The 1250-nt window shown below is 64.6% G+C and carries 1 protein-coding gene; it reads left to right on the forward strand.

All coding sequences use genetic code 11. From position 1 onward, the window contains the following. The first annotated feature begins 50 nt into the window (after positions 1-50). Positions 51-1192, forward strand: a protein-coding gene (locus GVY39_RS33725; protein ID WP_159931034.1) for an IS3 family transposase whose coding sequence is annotated in 2 segments (ribosomal slippage) — positions 51-318 and positions 318-1192 — 1143 coding nt in all. Because the reading frame shifts where the segments join, the coding sequence is not laid out codon by codon here. Positions 1193-1250: the final 58 nt, after the last annotated feature.

A 1250-nucleotide genomic window follows, 5' to 3' on the forward strand; every position in this document is an offset into this window, starting at 1 on the left:
ACTAGAGTTCCGTTGGCCCTGGTGAGGGGCTGGAAGGGACACTGAGAACCATGGCTGGACGTAAGCGGCATTCCGCCGAAGAGATCGTGCGGAAGCTGCGCCGTGCCGACGAGTTGGCCGCCGCGGGCGCTTCGGGTGAGGAGATCGCGGCTGACCTGGGGATCTCGGCGGCGACCTTGTATAACTGGCGGCGCCAGTACGGCGGGATGGATACCGACGCCGCCAAAGAACTCAAGGAATTGCGCGAGCAAAACGCCAGGTTGAAGCGATTGCTGGCTGATGCCGAGCTGGAGAAGGACGCATTGCGGGAGATCGCTCGGGGAAACTTCTAGGCCCGGCGGCCAAGCGGCGGGCGGTGGGCATGCTCTTGCAGGTCAAGGGCATGTCGGAACGGTTCGCCTGCAAGGTCGTCGGGGTGCATCGGTCCACGTTCCGGCGGCTTCCGCTCGACCAGACCCCGGACGATCCCGATGTCGGCGCCAGGGCCTGGCTGCGCGAGTATGCGCGTAAGAACCCGTGCCATGGGTTTCGTCGGGCGTGGGCGGCATTGCGGTTCGACGAAGGTCACCGGGTCAACCGCAAACGGGTCCACCGGTTGTGGAAGCAGGAGGGCCTGCAGGTACGGGCGCATCACCGACGCAAACGCCTCGGCTCCTCGTCGGTGCCGGCGGTCGCCGCGGATGCACCGAAGACGGTATGGGCATTGGACTTCCAGTTCGACTCCACCGTCGATGGTCGGGCGGTGAAGATCGCGTCGATGGTCGATGAACACACCCGCGAGTCGCTGCTGCACCTGGTGGAACGCTCCATCACCGGCGAGAAACTCGTCGCCGAACTCGCCCGGGTGTTCACCACCCGGGGCGTGCCGAAGGTGCTGCGGTGTGACAACGGCCCGGAAATGATTTCTACAGCGCTGCAACGCTTCTGCACTGACAGGATCGGGATCACCTACATCCCGCCCGGCACACCATGGAACAACGGCTACATCGAATCGTTCAACCGCCGGTTGCGCATCGAGTGCCTCAACCGCAACCACTGGACCTCTCTACTCGAGGCCCGCGTGGTCATCGGCGACTTCAAAACCGACCACAACCTGCGGCACCGGCATTCAGCCCTGGGCTACCGGACACCGGCTGAGTACGCTGCGGCCTGCACCCACACCCACCACCCGGTGGACTGCGGGATCAACTGACAACTGACGAACAACCCGGGCTCTACTCCCGGGTGGTCGCATTATCGGGGACCGGCCA

It is taken from the genome of Nocardia sp. CY15 (assembly GCF_009829295.1).
GTDB lineage: Bacteria > Actinomycetota > Actinomycetes > Mycobacteriales > Mycobacteriaceae > Nocardia > Nocardia sputi.